Raw genomic sequence first — 18,013 nt, 5'->3', positions numbered from 1 at the left:
CGAAACCTCCGTGACGGACTGACGGAAGGTGTTGCGGCGTGTACACCCGGACCTCGTCTTTATAGTTCACGTCCCTGTCGCTCGTCAACGGATGTGAATCATGTCCATGTATGTGAACGGAGCCGCACCGGCCCGCCCAGAGCGATCGACCCCAAGGCCGCGGCCATCCCCACCGCGGCGACACCGCCCCAAAGCGGGCCCGGCCCCAACGGCAGCAGCAGGGAACCGAGCACCGGCGCGAGAACCGCGCCCACCGACCAGCTCATCCCGGACACCCCCGCGTACGTGCCTTGCAGCGCGGGCGGCGACAGGAGGGACACGATGGTCGGGATCGAGCCCGCGACCGCGATCTCCCCCGCCGTCCAGACCACCACCGTGACCGCGAGCCCTCCCTCATCGTGCACGAAGGCCGTCAGGGCGAACCCGGTGGCCACGATGGCCGTCCCCGCCGCCAGCACCCGGTTGGGGTCGAGCCGCGAGAGCCGCTTCCCGGCCAAGGGCTGCACGGCGACGATCAGGACACCGTTGAGCGCCATGACCAGTCCGAAGTGGACTCCGCTGATCCCCTGGCCCGCCATGGCGAGCGGCAAGGTGGTGAACGCCTGCGCGTACATGGCGCCGTAGGCCGCCGTCACAATACTGAAGGCGAGCATCACCGGGTCACGGAGCACCGACCGCCAGGCGCCGCCCGTCGGTGCGGCCTGCCTGGACTCCGGCACCGCCCGCCAGACGAGCACCGCGAAGGCGACCGCGACGGCGGCGTTGACGCCGAACATCGCCGTCGCACCGCGGTCGGCGAACCAGCCGCCCGCCACCATCGCGACGGCGTAACCGAGGTTCACGCCCCAGAAAAGCAGGCCGTACGCCCGCGGCCGGACCGAAGGCGGGACCAGATCGGCCACCATCGCCTGCGACGCGGGACGGTAGGACTCGATGGTGAGCCCGAGCAGGAACGCCGTCACCGCCACGAACGCGAATCCGCTCGCGGCACCCATGAGGACCATCGACACCGACGTCGCGAGCATGCCGCCGGTGAGCGTCGCCCGGCGGCCGAACCGGTCGGCGAGCCTGCCCGCGACCATATGCGAAAGCACCGAGCCGACCCCGAACGCGGCCATCACCGCGCCGGTCTCGCCGATCCCGAAGCCCTGCACGCGGGTCAGGTAGACGGACAGGAACGGTTGCACCATCGCGCCGGCCCGGTTGACGACGATCCCCAGCCACAGCATCCAGAACGGACGCGGGAGTGACCGCGACCCGGCGAGCGGGGAGGTGTGGGTGATCATGCGGTCCATCGTTGACCGGAGGTACCGGAGCCGATAAAAGTTTCAATCGTGGCTGAATCCTCGTGGGCGGAGTTCGACTTCACGTCCAGCGACCTGGCCCGGTTGCGCTTCGCGTTCTCCCCCGCTTCCGAGGCGATCGCCAGCCTGCGGCTGCTCCAGGACCCCGGCAGGCATGCCGTGCACTTACCGTGGATCCGCGCCGTTCGTCCGCTCCTCCGCGACCTCGACCTGCGTCTGCTCTTCGCGCTGGTCCCGCTCGGCGCCTACTTCGCGGACTTCCTGACTCCGCCGCCGTCCAGTCCGGTTCCCGACATCGACGCCGAACTCGACCGGATCGCCCGCGCCGATCTCGACGAGGCCGTCGCGGAGGCCTCCCGGGTCCCCGCCGCCGCGAGCGACGTCGTACAGCGGTTCCTGGCGGACCCCGCCGCGGGGGTCGCGCGCGCCACCGAAGAGCTGCGGCTGTACTGGGACGTCGCGCTGGCCCGGTTCTGGCCACAGATCCGGGGACTGTTCGAAGCCGAGATCCTCCGCCGGTCCCGCCAGCTGGCCTGCGACGGAGCCGGGGCACTGTTCAACGACCTGCACCCGAACATCTCCTGGGATGGCGGACGGCTGCGGGTGCGGACCCGCGCATGGAACCGCAGCGGGCCGCTGGGCGGCGACGGGCTCATCCTGATCCCGAGCGTCTTCCACTGGCCCGACACCGCGGTGATGGCCGAGCCGTATCAGCCGATCCTGGTCTATCCCGCGCCCGGCGTCGCCACCGTGTGGACGCGGGACGTCGTCCCGACCACCGGCGCACTGGACGCCCTGATCGGGCGGACCCGCGCCCGCGTGCTCGTGGCCCTCACCGAGAGCGTGACGACGACCGCGCTGGCCCGGCGGCTCTCGATGGCGCCCGGCGCGGTCAGTCAGCATCTGAAGGTGCTGCACGACACCGGCTTGATCACCCGGCGCCGGACCGGGCGCGAGGTGTTCTACGCGCGCTCGGCGCTCGGCGACACCTTGTGCGCCAACGGGTCAGTGCTCACCTGAGCGGAACCGGTCGAGCACGCGGCGCTCTCGTTTCGTCGGACGCCCAGCGCCACGCTCCCGCCGCGCGACCGGAATGGCGGCCTCGGGCGGCGGCGCGGGCGTCCGGTCGATGAAGCAGGTCGCGGCGTCGGCGGCGCCGACCCGTTTCTGGATCACGCGCGTGACTTCCAGGATCCGCGTCGTGTCGTGCACCCGCGCACGCACCTCGTCACCGGCCACGACCGTGGTCGCGGGTTTGGCCGGTTTGCCGTTCACGCGGACATGGCCGCCACGGCACGCCGCCGCGGCGTCCGGGCGCGTCTTGGTCAGCCGGACGGCCCACAGCCAGCGATCAACTCGAGTGGACTCCACAACCGTACATAGTGGCCCATCCGTCCGCTTTATTGCCACCCGGCATAGCCGCAGGTATAACTTGTTCTAAATCCCTCAACGGTGAGGAAGATCACGTGAGCGACGAAACCATGCGGAGAAGCGCTTCCGGACAGTTATCCCGCCGCCTCTTTATTGCAGGAACTGGTTCTATCTTGGGCGCGGCCGCCCTCGGCGGGACCGCTTCCGCGAAAAGTTCGATCGCCGATGCCGCCCGAATCCCGGCACTCGTCGTCGGTTCCGGATACGGCGGCTGCGTCGCCGCGCTCCGGCTCGCCGAGGCCGGCGTCGACGTCCATCTCGTCGAACTCGGCATGGCCTGGGACACACCGGGCACGGACGGCAAGATCTTCGCCAACACCACCAAGCCCGACTACCGCTCGTTCTGGCTGAGGACGAGGACCAAGCAGCCGTTGAGCAACTTCCTCGGCTTCCCGCTGGACAAGGACGTCCCGCGCCACACCGGGATCCTCGACGCCGAGGAGTTCGGCGGCATCACCGTCTATCAGGGCCGCGGTGTCGGCGGCGGCTCGCTGGTGAACGGCGGCATGGCCGTCACACCGAAGCGCGAGAACTTCGGCTCCGTCCTTCCCACGGTGAACGCCGACGAGATGTACGGCGTCTACTACCCGCGCGCCAACGCGGGTCTCGGTGTCGCCACCATCGACCCGGACTGGTTCGAGACCGCCGAGTGCTACCAGTACGCGCGGGTCGGCCGGAAACACGCGCAGCGGTCCGGTTTTCCGTTCCTGTTCGTCCCGGACGTGTACGACTGGGAGTACATGAAGAAGGAGCAGGCGGGCACGGTGCCGAGGTCGGCGCTCGCCGGGGAGATCCTCTACGGCAACAACGCCGGCAAGAAATCGCTGCAGCAGACCTATCTCCCGCGGATCAAGGCGACCGGCCGGGTGACGATCTCGCCGCTGCACCGCGTCACGTCGATGACGCCCGCGTCCGGCGGCGGGTACACCGTGGTGATGGAGCAGCTCGACACCGGCGGCACGGTGACGGCGACGAAATCCGTCACCGCGGACAAGGTGTTCTTCGCCGCCGGCAGCGTCGGCACGAGCAAGCTGCTGGTCATGCTCAAGGCAACCGGCGCGCTACCGAACCTCAGCAACGAGGTCGGAAAAGGCTGGGGCGACAACGGGAACGTCATGTGCGGCCGGGCGAACCACATGTGGGACGCCACCGGGGCGCTCCAGTCGTCCATCCCGACCGCGGGTATCGACAACTGGGCGGCGGGCGGCGCGTTCGCCGAGGTCGCGCCCCTGCCGACCGGCATCGAGACCTACGCCTCGTTCTATCTGTCGATCACCAAGAACCCGCACCGCGCGACGTTCTCCTGGAACCCGAGCGCGAACAGGGTCGACCTCGACTGGCAGACCGCGTGGAAGCAGCCCTCGATCGAGATGGCCAAGACGATCTTCGACAAGATCAATTCCAAGGAAGGCACGATCTACCGGACCGACCTCTTCGGCGCGTACAAGATCTGGGGCGACCACCTCACGTACCACCCGCTCGGCGGCGCGATACTCGGCAAGGCGACCGACAATTACGGCAGGCTGCACGGATATCCGGGGCTTTACGTGATCGACGGCGCGCTGATTCCGGGGAACACCTCGGTCAATCCGTTCGTCACCATTACCGCGCTGGCGGAAAGGAACATAGAGAAGATCGTCGCCACCGATCTGTGACGACGATCCGCAATAGGCCGGGGCCGCCACCCCGGTCTATTCTCAAATTTTCGGAAGAACGCAGACGGTGTCGATTCCCAAAACGTGGTTCAGCCGCCCGAAGGCGAGCCAGGAGCCGATGCTCATACTCAGTTCGACGATTTCCTTCTGGCTGTAGTGCTCGGCCATCCGCTTCCAGAATTCGTCGTCGATGCCGTGGTGGTCGAGCGCGTAGCGTTCGGCGTACTCGGCGGCCAGCCGGGTCCGCTCGTCGAACGCGTCGGTGGTGCGCCATTCGGTCACCGCGTCGGCGAACTCCTCGTCGACCTTCACCCCGTCGCGTTCGGTCCGCCAGTCCAGGCAGAAGACGCAGCCGTTGATCTGCGCGATCCGCAACCGCGCCGCCTCGAACTCGCGGAGCCCCAGCGTGGTGTGCGAGTACACCGCGAGCGAAAGTTGCGAGGCCGCGACGCCGATCCCGGGCACCATCTCGCCCCACACGTAGCCGATCGGGTCCTTGCCCTCGGGAATGTCGATGTTCATCGCGCGCTCCTTCCGAGCTTGCCGGTCGCCGGTCGCAGGGGGACGTCGAGTGCGTCGTAGAGGCCCGGTTTCGCGTCCGCGAGCCAGTCGATGGCGCCGACCAGCCTGCCGACCGCGGTCGCGTTACCGCCGGCGGACCGGTTCTCGTCCTCGTCGACGGCCTCGACCGAGACTTCGATCCTGGGACGGCCCTCGATGATCACCTTGTGCGCCCCGTCGCCGCTGGGCGGCATCGGCCAGTCCGGCGCGCACGACGAGTGGATCCGGGTGACGTGCTCGATGACGATCCGGGGCTCACCGGCCACGATCCCCTGCACTTCGAAGCGGACCGCGCCCTGAGTGCCCTCTTCGAAATCGCCCATCGCCCGCGTGGTCACGGTCTTCTCCAGCGGACGGCGGTCGAGCGTCTCGCGGATCTCGTCCAGGTCGACGCCGAGACCGCGGGCGATCAGCCGTACCTGCCCGCCCCACACCATCGTGGGTACCGACGGGGCCAGCATCGGCGGCTCGTAGTCCATCGGCTGCCCCATCCCGACCAGGTAGCGGACGGAATCCGGCTGATCGTAGGTGGAGTAGTCGAAGATCTCCTGGCAGCGGACGACGTCCACGGTGGTGCCGAACCCGCTGATCAGCAACGGCAGGATGTCGTTGCCCCACCCCGGATCCACCCCGGAGACGAAGAGCGACCCGCCGCCCTCCGCGATCGCCGCCAGCACCGGCTCGCGCAGTTCCGCGGGCGCGTTGCGCTGGTCGTACAGCGCGTAGAGCGCGGGCGTCACCACCACCGCCCCGGCCCGGACGGCGCGCACGATGTCGGCCAGCGCGTCGGCGGGCCGAATGTCTCCGGACGCCGCGTACACCACCGCCCGGGGGCCCGCCGCCAGAATCGCTTCGACATCATCGGTCGCAGCCACACCCAGTTCGCCGTCGATTCCCGCGAGCGCGGCCGCGTCACGACCGACCTTCGCGGAATCGTGCACGAGCACCCCGGTGAGTTCCAGCGCCGGATGCGCGTCGACGGCCCGGATGGAGGCACGGCCGATGTTGCCTGTACCCCAGACAACGGTGGGAATCATGAGGTCGAGGTTAACCGAATCCAAGTACCGAAACAATTAGGAAAACCGCAGGTCAGAGCGCATTACTCGGGTTCATTCCGGCGGGCAACGAAAGCGTTCCGGTACGCGGAACGGAGGCTGTTCCAATCCGGTTGAGACGCGACGGCGGACGTGTGTAGTGTGCGTCCCGTGACGAGCCCCGAGTCGGACAGAACCTCGCCGCCGGTCATCCGGCGGCGAGTCGTCGTGTCCGGCCGTTAGGGGTCGGTCCTCTCGCTTCCCGGTGACCGGAGCGCTGTTTCCGTGCGCCCGGCCGGGTTCCCCGCTGCCTCGCGCGCGGCTCCTCCTGCTCACTTTCCCTTGGGAGTCGTCCGTTGCCCCTGTTCGTCTATGTCCTCGGCCTTGCCGTCTTCGCGCAAGGCACCTCCGAATTCATGGCTTCCGGTCTCGTGCCGGGGATCGCCGGTGACCTGTCCGTCCCGGTGGGTGCCGCCGCCGCGCTGACGTCGGCCTACGCCGTCGGGATGATCGTCGGCGCACCAGCCATGGCCGTGCTCAGCGCGCGATGGCCTCGCCGCCGGGCCTTGGCCGGTTTCCTGACCGCCTTCGTCGTGGTGCACGTCATCGGCGCCGTGACGACGAGTTTCCCGCTGCTGTTCGCCACCCGGATCGTCGCGGCCATCGTCAACGCCGGCTTCCTCGCCGTCGCCATGCCCGTGGCGGTCGCCCTGGCGCCGCCGGGAAAGCAAGCGCGGGCGACCGCGGTGCTGCTGGCGGGTATCACGCTGTCGTGTGTCGCCGGAGTGCCGGCGGGTGCCGTGCTGGGCGACCTCGCGGGCTGGCGTTCCGCGTTCTGGGCCGTCGCCGCGTTGTGCGTTCCCGCGCTGGTGCTGGTGTTCCGTTCCGCGCCGGCCGGCGCGGCGGAGCCACACGAAGTCTCGATCAGGCGCGAAGCACGTGAGCTGAAGGCTCCTCCCGTGCGGCAGGCGATGCTCCTCGGCGCATTGGTGAACGGCGCCACCTTCGCGACGTTCGCCTTCCTCGCGGTCATCGCGACGGATGTCGCCCACCTCCCAGCAGGGGCGGTTTCCGGCCTGCTGGCGGCTTTCGGCGTCGGCGCGTTCCTCGGCGTCACCGTCGCGGGTCGCAAGGGAGACGGTGAGCTCCGGCGCGGCCTGGTGGTCGGGTTGTGCGCCCTGCCGGTGGGCTGGGCGGTGCTGGCGATCGTCGGCACGCACCCGGTCGCCCTGTTCGTCGTGACGGCCGTCCAAGGTGGACTTTCGTTCGGCTGTGGTTCCGCACTCGTCGCCCGGGTCATGCACGTGGCTCCGGGAGCTCCGACGCTCGGTGGCTCGTTCGCGACGGTCGCGCTCAACGCGGGCGCGTTCCTGGGCCCGGTGCTCGCCGGTTTCGTCACGGAGTCGACCGGTGACTACCGATACGCCATCTGGATCAGCGCGGCGATCACTCTCCTCGCGCTGCCGCTCGTCCTGCGAGAGAAGCGCTCGTGAACCGTGCGGGCGGGTGGACGTCGAGCCACCCGCCCGCACGCTGGGTAGCATCGGCCGCATCATGGAGATGATCACTGTGCCCGCGGGCGAGGTGACGCTGACGGACCGGCGGACACAGCGGAACTGGACCGTCGAGGTCGCGTCCTTTCTGCTCGCCCCGGTTCCGGTCACCCGTGAGACCGGCAGGCTCCCCCTCGTCGACGTCTCCTGGCAAGACGCCCTCGCGTTCTGCAACACCCTGTCCGAACGCGAAGGCCTGACTCCCGTCTACCAGCTCGATCCCCCGGCCTGGGATCGGGCAGCGAACGGCTACCGGCTGCCGTCCGAGGCGGAATGGGAGCACGCCTGCCGCGCCGGCACGACCGGCCCCCGCTACGGGCCGCTCGACGAAATCGCCTGGTACCGCGAGAACTCCGCGGAGTCCCTGCACGAAGTCGGCCGCAAGGCGCCCAACGCCTGGGGCCTGCACGACATGCTCGGGAACGTCTGGGAGTGGTGCTGGGACGTGTACGACGCCGAGGTGTACGGCGAGTACCGCGTCCTGAAGGGCGGCGGCTGGTTCGACGAGCACTGGAGCTGCCGGGCCTCGGTCCGGCGCCGCAGCCACCCGACCTTCCGTGTCGACGACGTCGGCTTCCGCCTCGCCCGGTCACTGTGACCCCGCCGCCACGGCATGATGATCACGCGATTGAATGACGGCACGGACACCCGGCCAGGGTGTCGGACCCTGGAGGAAACCGTGACCGGAACCGCTCCCCGAGACGTCGAACGCGTCTACTCCACCGCCGACGTCGTCGCGAAACTGCGCCGGCTCGCCGACGCGCTCGAATCCGAGACCTCTTTCCGCATCCAGATCGCCGGGGAACGGTTCCGCGTCCCGGCCCGCGCGCAGTTCTCGATCGAGCACGAGCGCGGTGACGGCGAGGAAGAGGTCGAGTTCCAGCTGAAGTGGAAGATCGACGAGACCGACTCGGACGACGACTCCGAGGGCACCGTCGTCTGATCTACCGTCTACAAAGGACTCGGGCGGGCTCGTGCTTCGGCGGCGGGCCCGCCCGCTTTTCATGTCGCGAAAGCGACTTTCGCGACGCGCCCGGGCCCGGAATCCGGGTCACCGCTCAGACGATGCCACCGTTGGCACGAAGGACCTGGCCGTTGACCCACCGCGCCGGTCCGGCGAGGAACGAGACGACCTCGGCGATGTCGGACGGCGTGCCGAGGCGTTCGAGCGGGGGCTGCGCCGCCATGCTCGCGATGGTCGCTTCGTCCTTGCCGTCGAGGAACAACGCCGTGGCGGTCGGACCGGGAGCGACCGCGTTCACGGTGATGTCGCGACCGCGCAGCTCACGGGCCAGGACCAGGGTGATCGCCTCGACCGCGCCCTTCGAGGCGGCATAGGCGGCATAGCCCGGCAGCGCGAGGCCGAGCACCGACGTGGAGAAGTTGATGATCGCGCCACCGTCGCGGACGCGGCGGGCGGCCTGCTGATCGACCACAAAGGTGCCGCGGATGTTGGTGCGGTGCAACCGGTCCAACTGGTCGAGGTCCAGTTCGGCCACCGGCGCGAGGTGCAGGGCGCCCGCGGCGTGGACCACGACGTCGACTCCGCCGAAGGTCTTCTCCGCGGTGTCGAACACGGCCGCGACGGCCTGCTCGTCGGCGACGTCGGCCTGCGCCGCGATCGCCTGACCTCCGCCGGCGGTGATCGCGTCGACCGCGGCCCGCGCCTCGTCCTTGTTGCCGCCGTATACGACGACGACCGCGAACCCGTCGGACGCCAGCCGTTCGGCCGACTGCCTGCCGATGCCCCGCGACCCGCCGGTGACGATCGCTATGCGTGCCATGTCAGTACTCCCATCAGGGGTTTCCGTTGCTAACGAGATCACTTTATCAGCGATATCGAACCACCGCTACCTGATCGGTGTTATCATCGATACATGAGTTCGACGACGAAGGACCGGCTGATCCGCGCGGCGGCGGAGCTCCTGGAGGAGGGCGGGCGCGAGGCGCTGTCGACGCGTGCGGTCAGCGCCGCCGCCGGGGTGCAGGCGCCGACGCTCTACCGGACCTTCGGCGACAAGAACGGTCTTCTCGATGCCGTCGCCTCATACGGCTTCAAGAGCTACCTGGAGGGAAAGCACGCTCTCGGGCAGACCGGCGACCCGGTGCGCGACCTCCGGAGAGGCTGGGACCTGCACGTCGAGTTCGGCCTGCACCAGCCCGCCTTCTACATGCTCATGTACGGCGAGCCCCGGGTCCGCGAAGCGCGCCGGGAGGCCGACGCGATGCTCCGCCGGATCATCGAACGCATCGCCGAGGCGGGCAGGCTGCGCGTCCCGGTCGAACAGGCCGCGCAGCTGGTGCACGCGACCGGGATGGGGGTGATCCTCTCGTTCCTCGCGAGCCCGCCGGAGCAACGCGATCCGGACCTGATCATCGCCGCGCGCGAACACGTGATCGCGGCGATCACCACCGACAGCGACGACAAGGCGGACAAGGCTTCGGACATCCCCAGCCGCGCGATCGCGCTCAAAGCCGCGCTGGACAAGGAACCCGTTGACGCCCTGACCCCCGCCGAACAGGCGATGCTCGGCGAATGGCTCGACCGGCTCGCGCGCTGAGCTACCGGCCGACGGCCTTGGCCGCCGCGACCGCCTGCCCGGCGTAGGACCGTCCGAAAAGGACGGTGTGCACCAGTAGCGGGAACAGCTGGTGCGCGCCGATCCGGTCGGTCCAGCCGTCGGCGAGCGGGGCGACCTCCTGATAGGCGGCGAGCACCCGGTCGAGCAGCGGACAGCCGAACAACTGCAGCATCGCCAGATCGGTTTCGCGATGCCCACCATGAGCGGCCGGGTCGATGAGCGACGCCTCGACGGCTCCCCACAGCACGTTGCCGTTCCACAAGTCGCCATGCAGGCGCGCGGGAGGTTCGGACACTTCGGGGAGCCGCGCGCATGCCCGCTCGATGACAGCGGCTTCGTCACCGGTCAGCGTGCCCTCGTCGACCGCGCGACGGACGTAGGGCAGCACCCGATGTTCGGCGTACCACGTCGGCCAGTCGTCGCCCCGCGTGTTCTCCATCGGGGCCAGGCCGATCCACGCGTCGGCGGGCCCGTCCGGCGGCGCCGCGCCGAACGACGGCGCGCCCGCCGCGTGCAGCTCCGCGAGCCCCCTCCCCAGCCGCTCCGCCGCGTGATGCGTCGGCCGTCCGCCACCGACCAGTTCCGTGACCAGCCACTCGCCGTCGTGCCCGCGAACCTCGGGCACCCGCACCGCGCCGGGTTCCCCCAACCACCGCAGGCCCGCGGCCTCGGCCGGTGTCGCGTTCCGGGCGTGGCCTCGTTTGACGACCACGGTGTCGCCGCTGTCGAGTACCACCTCCGTCACCCCGCTCGACAGGCTCCGTTGCCCGGCGACGGCGCGTCCGGTGATCTTCGTGGCAGCCTCGGCAGGAGTCGAAACCTGGGTCATGCTCGCAACCTACCTCCGCCGATCGGGTGAACGCTCGTTGTACGGCGGGAAATCCGCGTGCGTGTGCTTTCGAGAGACGAACGGCCTTTCACCGGGGCGGAACGAACAACCCCGCCGGTTTCCCGGCCTCGGTCGGGCTGTGTCCGGTCAACGCCCGGAACTCTCGGACGAGGTGCGCCTGGTCACTGAAACCCCTCGAATGCGCGACCTCCGCCCAGGACAGCGACGGTGCCCTGTCCAGCAGTGCCAGCACGCGATTGAGCCGGGCGATCCGTCCGACCTTGCGGAGGTTCAGGCCGATCTGTTCCCGGAACCGGACGTTGAGGTGCTGTCTGCTCCAGCCGATCTCGTCCGCGAGGACGTCGACACGGACAGGGCCAGCGCAAAGCCTGTCCCACGCGTATCGGACAGGTGGTGCCAGTGCGGGGCCGCGAGCGAGCCTCGCCGCGAGGTACTCGTCCAGCAGCCGGAATCTCTCCGGCCAGTCCGCGGCCTCGGCCAGTTGTTCGGTCAACGACGCCGACGGCAGCAGATCCGACGCCGCGACAACCGAATTCGACAGTTCCCGCAACGGAATTCCGAACAACGCGTACGAACCGAGCGGCGTCAGGGTGACGACGATCCCACGCGAAGCGCCGGCCTGGTCGACCCGCAACGGCCGGTCTCGCAAGCCCATTACCGGCGAAACGGGGATGTCCGGCCCCCTGGCCGGCGCGTCGAGGTCGATCACCCAGGTGAGCACGGACAACGGGGTGACCTGCCAGGAGTTCGTTCCCGCGTCGGGAAGATCGTGCGCGACATAGCTCGACACATGAGCGCCGAGGGCGGGGTGCGGCCATCGGAGGACCCGCTCGCCGGGCGCGCGGACGATGTCCCGCCGCGGCACCACGAGTCCCCACCCGCCCATGCCCGTCATCTTACTTTCGTTCAAGACCAGGATGACGGCCTTTCCTACCGTTCCGCTCATGAACAAAATCGGGGGTTTCAGAAATCCTGCGGCCGAAAAACGCTACTTCGCCGCCTATGACCGCGCCATGGCCGAATGTCCGGAACCGGGCGCGGTCTTCGACGTCGAAACCCGTCACGGCACCACGCGGGTCTACCGCTACGGCGACGGTGGCACTCCGATCGTCCTGCTGCCTGGACTCCTGGCGACCTCGGCTTGCTTCGCGGCACTGATCCCCGCCTTGGCGTCACGGCACACCGTCTACGCGATCGACACTCTCGGCGAAGCGGGTCGAAGCGTGCAGAAGGTTCCGTTCAAGGAGGTCCGCGACCGCGCGAGTGCCCTCGACGACGTCTTCGAGAACCTGGGGCTGACCGGAGTGCGTCTCGTCGGCGGTTCGACCGGTGGCTGGCACGCGATCAACCAGGCGATCCACGCGCCCGGAAGACTCGACTCCATCGCGTTGCTGGACGCGACCACCGTCTCGGCGCCCTTCACCCGGAAGGTGTTCCTGTACGGGCTGGTCGCCGCCGTACTCGACAGCGACCGGCTGTGGCGCCGGTTCTTGACGTGGTCCGCCGGCGAAGACGTCTTCGATCAGCCCGCCGCCCGGCTCGTGCTCGCCGGGATCCGGTGCTATCGCGCCCGGGTGCCGTTCCAGGCCTGCCCGGCCGAGGAGGCGTTGCGGTCCATCGAAGTTCCCACGCTCGCGTTGTTCGGCGGGCGCAGCGTCGTGCACGATTCCGCCGCTGCCGCGGCCCGGCTGGAAAGCCTGCTCCCCCATGCCGACGTCGAAATCCTGCCGGACGCCGGTCACTACCTCTATCTCCGCCCGCGGGATCGCGAGCTGATCATCGAGCGAATCCTCGGCACGGTTGCCTAGGCCGCCCGCGCGCCGGCGCCTCGGCGTGCCGCCGCCAAACTCGCGCGACAGGCGGCGATCAGCCGGGCCGAGGCGGCGCTTTCGCCGTGGCCGCACCGAGGACAGGACATCGTGACGTCGCCGGACAGTTCGTCGACCGAAACGGTCAACGCGGTCGCGCACGAACGGCACCAGCGGTGCCGCGTGATCGGGTTGACGTGCAGCGGAGAAGCCACGCACTGGTGGATCCAGCGGCCGTGCACGTGGCAGGTCAGGCGGTCGTCCGGGGACAGGCGGCCGACGTCTTCGGCGTCGTCCTCCATCGCCAGCAGAACCGGCAGGGTGCGGCTCACCGGGTTCAGCCGCGTGGTCGAGGCCAGTGTCGTGGTGTTCATCGCTTTCTCCTTCCGGCTCTTATCAGGACGTCGAACGGGAAGCGCCAGATACGACACGGCCGGGCAACCTTCTCGCCGAAACCTCCCTCAGCCGGGTGAATTGATCTTGGTCGAATCCGAACCGTTACCCCGTTCGGGTTAATCGCGCGTATCTTTCGGATCATGACGGCCGCATTGGTTTCACTGTCCACATCAGACAGTCGCGGACCCGGCTACCTGCTGTTTCCGCCCGCGGGCGGCATCAGCCGGGCGTTCGACGCGCTCGCGGGCGCGGTCGACGCGGACATCCGAGCCTTCGAATATCCCGGACATGGCGAGCGGCTCGCGGAATCCCCGGCGTCGTCTCTCGAAGAACTCGCCACACACCTTGCCGCCGCGACACCGACGGCGTGGTTCTCCCGTTCCGTGGCGATCGGCTTCGGCATGGGTGCCTTCGTGGCGTTGGAGACCGCTCAACGGCTCGGCGTCGCCCCCGGCGCCCTGATCGTCGTCGACGCGTGTGCGCCGCAGCGGCGCTCACCGGACAAGAACGCCAAGGCGGGCGCGTCGGCGATGGGACGGGTGTTCGGCCGCACCGGGCTCACCCCCGTCGCGGGCTACCGCGACTCGCCCGAAAGCTGGGAGTACGCCCTGGACCTGCTTCTCGGCGACCTCCAGTTGCTGAACGCCTACCGCGGGCCCGCCAGGACGCGGCTCCCGTGCCCCATCGCGGCGATCCGCGGCACCGACGATCCCGCGTCCGCTTCGGGCGACGACGCCACGGGCGGCTGGCGGGTCTGGACGTCCGGTCCGTTCGTGGGGCGCGTCGTACCCGGTGGATATCTGGGCGTACTCGAATCAGGCCGGGAGTCCGAGTTTTGGGCCCGGATCCGCAGGCTGGAAGCGGCCTTCGTGGCCGTCGAGCCGGAAGTCGCCTAGTGACTTGCACCGGTGACGTCGTCCGACGGTCGCCGCACCAGCAGGAGAAGGTTCGCGCAGGGGCCGGCGGTCTCGGTGCCCACCATCACCATCGGCGGCGATTTCGACGGCCCGAACACCGACGGGAAGGCGTACCGGCCGAAGTTCTCCGGCAAGTCCGAGCACTGCGTGCTGAGCGGGATCGGCCACAACGTCCGCAGGAGGCCCCGGCGGAGTTCGCCAAGGCCGTCCTGGACGTCGACCGGTTCTAGCGTGCCCCGGTGAGGTGTTCGAGGGCCAGCTGGGACAGGCGGATGAAGCCGTAGCCGCGTTCCGCGGCCTTGTCCGGATCGAAGTCCTCGAACGCCGATCGATCGGCCAGCAGATCCGCGGCCGTCTCGCCCTCGCCGAGGGTCGGCGTCGCCAGCTCGGGGACGAGCGCGGTTTCCAGCGCGGCACGCACCTCGGGATCGGCGCGGAACGCGCGGGCGCGTTCCGCGAACAGGAGGTAGCTCGCCATGTTGGCCTCGGCACTGGCCCAGACGCCGTCCATGTTCTCCGTGCGCAGCGGCTTGTAGTCGAAATGCCGCGGTCCGTCGTAGCCGCCGTGCTCCAGCAGGTCGACCAGGAAGAACGACGACAGGACGTCACCGTGCCCGAACACAAGGTCCTGGTCGAACCGCGGGCCGCGCTGGCCGTTGAGGTCGATGTGGAACAGCTTGCCCTGCCACAGGGCCTGCCCGATGCCGTGGACGATGTTGAGCCCGGCCATCTGTTCGTGCCCGACCTCCGGGTTCACGCCGACGATCTCGTGGTTGTCCAGCGTGGAGATGAACGCCAGCGCGTGCCCGATGGTCGGCAGCAGGATGTCGCCGCGTGGTTCGTTCGGCTTCGGTTCGAGCGCGAGCCGGAGGCCGTAGCCCTGGTCGAGGACGTACTGGGCGAGGAAGTCGATCCCCTCGCGGTAGCGGTCCATCGCCGCGCGGACGTCCTTCGCGGCGTCGGTTTCGCTGCCTTCGCGGCCGCCCCAGAGCACGAACGTCGACGCGCCGAGTTCGGCGGCGAGGTCGAGGTTCCGCAGCACCTTCCGCAGCGCGTACCGGCGGACGTCGCGGTCGTTGCTGGTGAGGCCGCCGTCCTTGAAAACGGGGTGGCTGAACAGGTTCGTGGTGACCATCGGGACGACGAGACCGGTCTCGTCGAGCGCACCCTGGAAGCGCTTGAGGTGCCGTGCGCGGTCCGCGTCGGCCGAGCCGAACGGGACGAGGTCGTCGTCGTGGAAGGTGATCCCCCAGGCGCCGAGGTCCGAAAGGCGGTGCACGGCTTCGACCGGATCGAGCGGCGGCCGGCTCGCCGGGCCGAACATGTCGTTCGCCTGCCAGCCCACGGTCCACAGCCCGAAGCTGAACTTGTCCTCACGCGTCGGCGCCTGAGCCATCTCGCCTCCCAATTAGTTTGATGCCTGAACTTATCGGCGGCGCTCCGGCGGGTCAAGGCTTTCGTTCAGGCATCGAACGAATACAATCGCGCGATGATCGGCACGCGCCCGGCGGGACAGCACACCGTGCGGCAGCACAACGCCGCCCTCGTCCTCGGCGCGATCGCGGACGGGCCGGGTACTTCGCGGGCAGGCCTCGCCGCCGCCACCGGACTCACGAAGGCCACCGTGTCGACCGTGGTCGACCGCCTGATCGCGGCGGATCTCGTGGCCGAAGGCGAGCCGGAACAGCGCGTCGGCCCCGGACGGCGCGGCACCGTGGTGTCGCTCTCCCCCACCGGCCCGCATGGGCTCGGCATCGAGATCGGCGTCGACTACCTGGCGTCCTGCCTCGTCGACCTGACCGGCACCGTCCGGGCGCAGGAGGTCCGGTACGCGGACAACCGGACCCCGCGCGTCTTCCAGCGTGTTTCGGCGTTCCTGCGCAACGCGCGGAAGCAGGCCGACGCGCTGGGCGTGCCCGTCGGCGGCGTCGGTATCGCGGTTCCGGGCCTGGTCGAATCCGGGCTCGTGCGGCTCGCGCCCAACCTGGGCTGGCGCGACGTCGATCTCGCCGACCGGCTTGGCGAGACGTTCACCGTCGCCAACGAAGCGAACTTCGCGGCCCTCGCCGAGCTCTGGCACGGCTCGGCGTTGCCGGATTTCGTCCACGTGTCCGGGGAGATCGGGATCGGCGCGGGCATCGTGCTGGACCGCGCCCTGTTCGAGGGCGTCCGCGGCGCGGGCGGCGAGATCGGCCACCTGCCGGTGGCGCCCGACGGCCCGCCGTGTTCGTGCGGCGCGAACGGTTGTCTGGAACGGATGGCGGGACAGGAGGAGATCCTGCGGCTCGCGGGCGCGGACACGGTGGACGATCTCGTCTCCGCACTGGAATCCGGCGACGGCGCGGCGGTTTCCGCGGTGACCACCGCCGCCGGGCACCTCGGCGTCGGACTGTCCACTGTGGTCAATCTGATGGACGTTCCGGCGGTGGTGCTAGGCGGAACCTACGCGCGACTGGAGCCGTGGCTGCGTGAGCCACTCCTCGCCGAGCTGGAACGCCGCGTGCCCAGCACGGCGTGGTCGCCGGTGCGGGTCGTCCGCTCGGCGCTCGGCACCGGAGCCGCCGTTCGCGGGGCCGCCGGCTCGGTGATCCGCGGCATCCTCGCGGACCCCGAGCACCATCTCACGACTCACTGGCCATCCGATCAGGACGCTCGGGATCGGTGACCCCAGGCAACGACGGCTCGATGGACTGCGCGCGCTCCTCGATGTCGGCACGCTGGACGCGCCGGGCGTAGGCGATCAGTTCGTCGCGATCCGCGTGCGGGAGCCAGCCCTGCTCGCAGCCGGTCTCCAAACGCACGAGGTACCGCACCAGCTCCACCGATTCGGCACCGAAATCCCGCATGCGCCGCGTCAGCAGCTCCGCCGCCGCGAGGTAGCCGTTGTTCCACGCGTGGACCGCCAGCAGTTGCGCCGTCGCGGCGAGGATGTCACCGAGGTGGAACCCGCCCTCCGCCGCGAGATGCCCCGCGATGCGGAAACTGCGCCTGCCCTCGCCGACCGGCCCCTCCTCGCGAATCGCTTCGAGCAGAGCCCCGATCTGCCGCGTCAGGTAGTCCTGACCCGCGCCCTCCACCGTCACCGCATTCCTCCACCCAGTCGCCGCGATCGTAGGAAGGTGTCAATGGGGAGTGGGTCAGATACATCGAATGCCGAACCGTTATCACCCGAATGGGGTGTTCGGTGGCGCGTCTCGGTCAACAGGGTGCCACGGCTCCGGTCTCCCCCGCGGCGCACCGACCCGGATGCCGACGGAGCCACCGGCCTGGCATGCACGCCATGATCCCTCCATCTCCGCCATCGAACCCGCCTGTATTCGGCGAGTAGGCGAAGAGCGTTACAGGCTCGTGAGTGGCAATGACGGTTAGAACCGTCCTCACCACTCACGAGGGGCAGCGCCCGGCTGTTCCTCGAAGATCAGCCAAGTCCGCGTCGACCGCACGCCGTCCAGCGCCTGCAGCCGTTCCAGCACGACGTCCCGCAGCGAAGCGTTGTCCGGCGTCCGCACCAGCAGCAGGATGTCGAAGTCGCCGCCGACGAGCGAAACGTGCTCGACGAACGGGATCTGCCGCAGTTCGGCCGACATCGTCCGCCATGACGTCTGCTCGACGGTGATCAGGATGTACGCGCTCGTCCCGAGTCCGGCGCGCCGCGGATCGATCCTCGCGCCGAAGCCCGTGATGACGCCTTCGGACATCAGCCGGTCCAGTCTCGCGTAGGCGTTGGTGCGCGAGATGTGCAGCCGTTCCGCCAGGGCGCGGACGGCGAGCCTGCCGTCGGCGGTCAGTTCGGCGAGGATCGCGCGATCGATGTCGTCGAGGGCAAGGACCGTTCGTCCCGGATCCGGCCCGTGAGCCACGCCACTACTGGACGGTTGGCTCGACTGAACCGATCCGGCGGACAGTTTGTCGCTCATTTCGC

At 69.3% G+C, this 18,013-nt stretch carries 21 protein-coding genes; 10 read left to right on the top strand and 11 right to left on the bottom strand.

Annotated features, from left to right (window positions below; all coding sequences use genetic code 11):
• Window positions 1-98: 98 nt before the first annotated feature.
• Entirely contained in the window at window positions 99-1,286 is a 1,188-nt protein-coding gene (locus H4W30_RS08710; RefSeq protein WP_192742300.1) for an MFS transporter, read from the bottom strand.
• Between the two features lie 48 nt (window positions 1,287-1,334).
• Between H4W30_RS08710 and H4W30_RS08705 the strand changes: the two genes are divergently transcribed.
• Entirely contained in the window at window positions 1,335-2,324 is a 990-nt protein-coding gene (locus H4W30_RS08705) for an ArsR/SmtB family transcription factor (RefSeq protein ID WP_192742299.1), read from the top strand.
• Here H4W30_RS08705 and H4W30_RS08700 read toward each other — a convergent pair.
• Window positions 2,310-2,675, bottom strand: a complete 366-nt coding sequence (locus H4W30_RS08700) for an RNA-binding S4 domain-containing protein (protein WP_034318646.1) — start codon at window positions 2,673-2,675, stop codon at window positions 2,310-2,312. The genes H4W30_RS08705 and H4W30_RS08700 overlap by 15 nt on opposite strands.
• 173 nt (window positions 2,676-2,848) lie before the next feature.
• Between H4W30_RS08700 and H4W30_RS08695 the strand changes: the two genes are divergently transcribed.
• Window positions 2,849-4,390 (top strand): GMC oxidoreductase, encoded by a 1,542-nt coding sequence (locus tag H4W30_RS08695; protein WP_192742298.1) that lies wholly within the window; start codon window positions 2,849-2,851, stop codon window positions 4,388-4,390.
• 42 nt (window positions 4,391-4,432) lie between these two features.
• Here the strand turns inward: H4W30_RS08695 and H4W30_RS08690 are convergent, their stop codons facing one another.
• The gene (locus H4W30_RS08690) at window positions 4,433-4,912 is read right to left on the bottom strand and encodes a carboxymuconolactone decarboxylase family protein (RefSeq protein ID WP_192742297.1); all 480 of its coding nucleotides are present in this window, start codon (window positions 4,910-4,912) and stop codon (window positions 4,433-4,435) included.
• A complete protein-coding gene (locus H4W30_RS08685) occupies window positions 4,909-5,988 on the bottom strand; it encodes an NAD(P)H-dependent amine dehydrogenase family protein (RefSeq protein WP_192742296.1) in 1,080 nt (359 codons plus the stop codon). Before H4W30_RS08685 ends, H4W30_RS08690 begins: the two co-directional genes overlap by 4 nt.
• Before the next feature lie 353 nt (window positions 5,989-6,341).
• Here H4W30_RS08685 and H4W30_RS08680 point away from each other — a divergent pair, with 353 nt between their 5' ends.
• From H4W30_RS08680 to H4W30_RS08670, 3 genes are all read left to right on the top strand, one after another.
• Entirely contained in the window at window positions 6,342-7,478 is a 1,137-nt protein-coding gene (locus H4W30_RS08680) for a Cmx/CmrA family chloramphenicol efflux MFS transporter (RefSeq protein WP_192742295.1), read from the top strand.
• 61 nt (window positions 7,479-7,539) lie between these two features.
• Window positions 7,540-8,136 (top strand): formylglycine-generating enzyme family protein, encoded by a 597-nt coding sequence (locus H4W30_RS08675; RefSeq protein ID WP_192742496.1) that lies wholly within the window; start codon window positions 7,540-7,542, stop codon window positions 8,134-8,136.
• An 81-nt stretch (window positions 8,137-8,217) separates the two neighbouring features.
• Complete coding sequence (locus H4W30_RS08670; RefSeq protein WP_192742294.1) at window positions 8,218-8,481, top strand: amphi-Trp domain-containing protein; 264 nt, start codon at window positions 8,218-8,220, stop codon at window positions 8,479-8,481.
• A gap of 115 nt (window positions 8,482-8,596) precedes the next feature.
• On the opposite strand, the gene H4W30_RS08665 is transcribed toward H4W30_RS08670, so the two are convergent.
• Window positions 8,597-9,322 carry an SDR family oxidoreductase gene (locus H4W30_RS08665; protein ID WP_192742293.1) on the bottom strand — a complete coding sequence of 242 codons (726 nt, stop codon included), beginning with the start codon at window positions 9,320-9,322 and terminating at the stop codon, window positions 8,597-8,599.
• Between the two features lie 93 nt (window positions 9,323-9,415).
• Between H4W30_RS08665 and H4W30_RS08660 the strand changes: the two genes are divergently transcribed.
• Window positions 9,416-10,099, top strand: coding sequence for a TetR/AcrR family transcriptional regulator (locus tag H4W30_RS08660; RefSeq protein WP_192742292.1), 684 nt, complete (start codon window positions 9,416-9,418; stop codon window positions 10,097-10,099).
• Between the two features lies 1 nt (window position 10,100).
• Here H4W30_RS08660 and H4W30_RS08655 read toward each other — a convergent pair whose 3' ends face one another.
• Window positions 10,101-10,949 (bottom strand): fructosamine kinase family protein, encoded by an 849-nt coding sequence (locus tag H4W30_RS08655; RefSeq protein ID WP_192742291.1) that lies wholly within the window; start codon window positions 10,947-10,949, stop codon window positions 10,101-10,103.
• An 88-nt stretch (window positions 10,950-11,037) separates the two neighbouring features.
• On the bottom strand, window positions 11,038-11,856 hold the full coding sequence (locus H4W30_RS08650; protein ID WP_192742290.1) for a helix-turn-helix domain-containing protein: 819 nt from the start codon (window positions 11,854-11,856) through the stop codon (window positions 11,038-11,040).
• Window positions 11,857-11,914: 58 nt separating this feature from the next.
• On the opposite strand from H4W30_RS08650, the gene H4W30_RS08645 reads away from it, so the two are divergent.
• Window positions 11,915-12,778, top strand: a complete 864-nt coding sequence (locus H4W30_RS08645) for an alpha/beta fold hydrolase (RefSeq protein WP_192742289.1) — start codon at window positions 11,915-11,917, stop codon at window positions 12,776-12,778.
• Here H4W30_RS08645 and H4W30_RS08640 read toward each other — a convergent pair.
• Entirely contained in the window at window positions 12,775-13,152 is a 378-nt protein-coding gene (locus tag H4W30_RS08640) for a hypothetical protein (RefSeq protein WP_126735117.1), read from the bottom strand. The two genes, H4W30_RS08645 and H4W30_RS08640, sit on opposite strands and share 4 nt — an antisense overlap.
• A 162-nt stretch (window positions 13,153-13,314) precedes the next feature.
• Between H4W30_RS08640 and H4W30_RS08635 the strand changes: the two genes are divergently transcribed.
• Both H4W30_RS08635 and H4W30_RS08630 read left to right on the top strand, forming a co-directional pair.
• On the top strand, window positions 13,315-14,070 hold the full coding sequence (locus tag H4W30_RS08635; RefSeq protein ID WP_192742288.1) for a thioesterase II family protein: 756 nt from the start codon (window positions 13,315-13,317) through the stop codon (window positions 14,068-14,070).
• A 12-nt stretch (window positions 14,071-14,082) separates the two neighbouring features.
• The gene (locus tag H4W30_RS08630) at window positions 14,083-14,334 is read left to right on the top strand and encodes a hypothetical protein (protein ID WP_225948827.1); all 252 of its coding nucleotides are present in this window, start codon (window positions 14,083-14,085) and stop codon (window positions 14,332-14,334) included.
• Here the strand turns inward: H4W30_RS08630 and xylA are convergent.
• Window positions 14,318-15,487 (bottom strand): xylose isomerase, encoded by a 1,170-nt coding sequence (gene xylA / locus H4W30_RS08625; RefSeq protein WP_192742287.1) that lies wholly within the window; start codon window positions 15,485-15,487, stop codon window positions 14,318-14,320. The genes H4W30_RS08630 and xylA overlap by 17 nt on opposite strands.
• Window positions 15,488-15,580: 93 nt before the next feature.
• Between xylA and H4W30_RS08620 the strand changes: the two genes are divergently transcribed.
• Window positions 15,581-16,756 carry an ROK family transcriptional regulator gene (locus H4W30_RS08620; RefSeq protein ID WP_192742286.1) on the top strand — a complete coding sequence of 392 codons (1,176 nt, stop codon included), beginning with the start codon at window positions 15,581-15,583 and terminating at the stop codon, window positions 16,754-16,756.
• Here the strand turns inward: H4W30_RS08620 and H4W30_RS08615 are convergent.
• Both H4W30_RS08615 and H4W30_RS08610 read right to left on the bottom strand, forming a co-directional pair.
• Window positions 16,713-17,174 (bottom strand): hypothetical protein, encoded by a 462-nt coding sequence (locus H4W30_RS08615; protein ID WP_192742285.1) that lies wholly within the window; start codon window positions 17,172-17,174, stop codon window positions 16,713-16,715. The two genes, H4W30_RS08620 and H4W30_RS08615, sit on opposite strands and share 44 nt — an antisense overlap.
• A gap of 294 nt (window positions 17,175-17,468) precedes the next feature.
• A complete protein-coding gene (locus H4W30_RS08610; RefSeq protein WP_192742284.1) occupies window positions 17,469-17,951 on the bottom strand; it encodes an Lrp/AsnC family transcriptional regulator in 483 nt (160 codons plus the stop codon).
• Window positions 17,952-18,013 lie beyond the last annotated feature (62 nt).

The organism is Amycolatopsis roodepoortensis (genome assembly GCF_014873915.1).
GTDB lineage: Bacteria > Actinomycetota > Actinomycetes > Mycobacteriales > Pseudonocardiaceae > Amycolatopsis > Amycolatopsis roodepoortensis.
This window is presented reverse-complemented; position numbering and strand designations above follow the sequence as displayed.